The organism is Helicobacter cholecystus, from assembly GCF_003364215.1.
Classification (GTDB): Bacteria; Campylobacterota; Campylobacteria; order Campylobacterales; family Helicobacteraceae; genus Helicobacter_G; species Helicobacter_G cholecystus.
The window spans coordinates 1-2,994 of the sequence record NZ_NXLU01000016.1 but is presented as its reverse complement, the minus strand read 5'-3'; the positions used below and the strand labels follow the sequence as shown (position 1 = coordinate 2,994).

General features: G+C 36.1%; 1 protein-coding gene. It reads right to left on the bottom strand.

Going from position 1 to position 2,994, the window contains the following annotated elements; translation table 11 throughout:
• Positions 1-81: 81 nt before the first annotated feature.
• Positions 82-2,994, bottom strand: a 2,913-nt coding sequence (locus CQA62_RS06660; protein WP_115585141.1) for an autotransporter outer membrane beta-barrel domain-containing protein, incomplete at its 5' end; no start/stop codon positions are given.

The window sequence follows — 2,994 nt, the reverse complement described above, 5'->3', positions numbered from 1 at the left end:
GCAAAAACCGAAAACACAAAGATGAATTAAGTCTTTTTCTAGCCCACCCCCAACTAGAAAATTTAAACTTTAATCTCTTCTTTAGAAACTGTATCTTGCTCCAAAGTTAAATTGCATAAAGGTTCTTTGCTTATCTCCAAAGCTCTTTTCTACATCAATATAAAGTCTTGCATTCTCTGTAAGTCCAATATTACTTCCAATATTAAGCATTGCTCTTCCATTACTTTGGACACTATCAAGAGGGTTTGAAACTCCACTCTTAGAGAGGGCTTGTGTATTTCCTCCATTAATATAGTCATATTCGTAGAATGCTCCTACATAAAGACTTGCAAAGCCCTTTGCTACACTAAATTTCTTTCCTAATGTTGCTCCTGCTCTTGTTCTTAGAGTAAAAATAGAATCTTGAGAGGCTTGAAGTGTTGCATTTGTGGCAAGCATTTCACGATTAAAATCACTTTGATTAAAATATCCTAATGCCAATTCTACTTGTGGATCAATATACCAACTTGCATCACCTCCAAATTTATAGCGATATCCAAACTCATCACTGAGCACCATTGCAAAGTTATTGGTTTTACTCTCTAAAGAGGGGTTATCAGTCATGCTAAAGGTGCTCATAATGTAGTCAAACTTTAAGATTGTGTCATTATACCAACCGCTATCTGCCACATAGCTATTATAAACTCCTACTTCTACCATAGAAGAATTTACATCTTTGAGGGCAATGCTTGCTCCATTACCTGCTTGAATATTTAGAGTATTGCTCTTTGTCCAAGACTTACCATAAGCAATAGTTACCCCTACATAATTTTTAACATTCTCTCCCACATTTAGAGCATAGTCATATCCTCCTTGGGCTGTTATATAATCTGTTTTACTTCCCGCTCCAAAGTCACTGCTCATAGCTCCCCCAAAGATTCTTGCCCACACACCTTGAGTATTTGGGTTATCGCGTAATTCTCCCATTCTTTTATTTAAAGAATTGAAGTTAGCAAGATAGAGATCATAATTCACTGTCAATGCAGATCTTGCTACATCTTTGATTTCTGGTGCTACACCTTGGCTTGTGGATGAACCGAGATAAACTTTTCCATCATCTTCTTTAATGACTTGGGCTTTAATCACATCATAGCCAATAAGACTTTCTCCACCTACAACATCGATATCCTGCATCCCCTCACCTATTTGGACATTATCATTTCCATCTTTTACATAAGTTACAGCCAAAATATCATCAACATTTCCCATTACAGTAAAAATCGCAGTTCCTGAAGCCTTAAAATCATTCCCATTCTGATTGAAAATAATCTTATCTGCTTTAGTTGGAGAACTTTCTTTTGGATTAATATAAAGATGAAATGTTGTAATTCCTGAATATTCTTTATTAACACTAAGGGTTTTAAAGGCTCTTGTTGAGATTGTTCTTGTAAGAGGATTACCCTCAGAATTTGCCATAGCAAGATCAACAATTCCCCCATTTCCTTGAAGCTTAGAAATTGCATTAGTTCCACCTTTAAGGAAAAGAGTTGCAGCAGAGATATGAACTTCTGCCTCTCCTCCTAAATTATCATCTCCCGCACTGATTGCACTCCCTAGTATAAGGTTTCCACCATCAAGATTAAGAGTGAAGCCTTTGGTATTGGCTACAACTTGGCCATTAATTTCATCTGTAATTGTGGTTGTGCCACTTTTAAAGTTAAAGACATTATGGCCAATATCTGCATTTTTAATTTCTATACTTTTAATTACACCCCCATTAAGATTAAGTTCTGCTCCATGTCTATCTCCGCCCATTAGAACTTTAAGATTATCTCCTTGTATTTCTTGAATTGTTGCAGTCACTTTATTGCTACTTCCATCAAGCTCAAGAACACTACTTGCAGAAGTAGTAGTTGAGAGAGTGGAGATATCTGTTTGTGTATTTTTAAGTGTAAGCTGTGAAGTTGTACCAGAGAGATTAACATTTTTAACTCTAACACTACTTCCAGTAAGTACAGCACTCTTATTGCCTGAAGTTGAATCAATATTAATGCTAGTTTCCCCATTACCACTCATTCCACTTACAAGATTAAGAGTTGTTCCATGATCAAGGAAGAAAGCCAATCCTTTTCCTTCAGTCACTGATACAGAATCATCAATAGTCATTGTATTGTTTCCATTAAGAGTAAGAATGTTCTTCACTCCACTTAAAATAGAGAGGGTTTTAATTTCTTGAGAGGTTGCTGTATTAAGAGTAAGACTTATAGATTTCTCTGCATTAATTCCAGCAAAATTTACTTGTAAGTTACCTCCATTACTGATTGTATCAATAGTGGTTGAAAGATTATCATTAAGTGAAGCGTCAAGATTGAGTGTTGAGCTTGTAGCGGAAGTATCAAGTGTTGTAATCGCATTATTTGCACCTTTGAGTGTAAGAGAAGTAGCCTCTCCCTTAAGGGTGAAGTTATTTTTTCCATTATTTGCTTTTTCTATATTTCCATTGACTACAGCAGTACCACTCAAGTTTATTGTATTGTTAGAGTTAGAATTTACAGACATTTTACCAATTGTCAAATCAGCTTGATCAAATGTTAGAGTGATTCCTCCTGCACCATTGGCTTTATTTGTACCTGCAGAAAGTTCATCAATCACAGCAGTTGCACTCTGGGCTTCAATAGTGATGCTATTATTACTATTAGTGTTGCCTCCTGAATTTAGCTTAGAGAGATAAGCATTGAGTGTTTTTGCTTTAATGGTTGTTGTTGATGTCAATCCTCCCCCTGAGCTAATTGCACTCTTTGCTCCAGAAGAACCTAAAGTAAGTGTTCCTTGTTCTGCCTTGATTGAGTTTGTTCCACCATTGAGGGAAAAGTCTCCAAGAGCTGTAATATTCCCATCATCTACTTTGATTGTATTGGATGCAGAATTAGAAGAGCCTGATACATTTCCATTAATTGTAATATTTCCCTTAGTTACAGAGATTGTGTTGGTTCCAGAGTTATTGGATATGCTTCC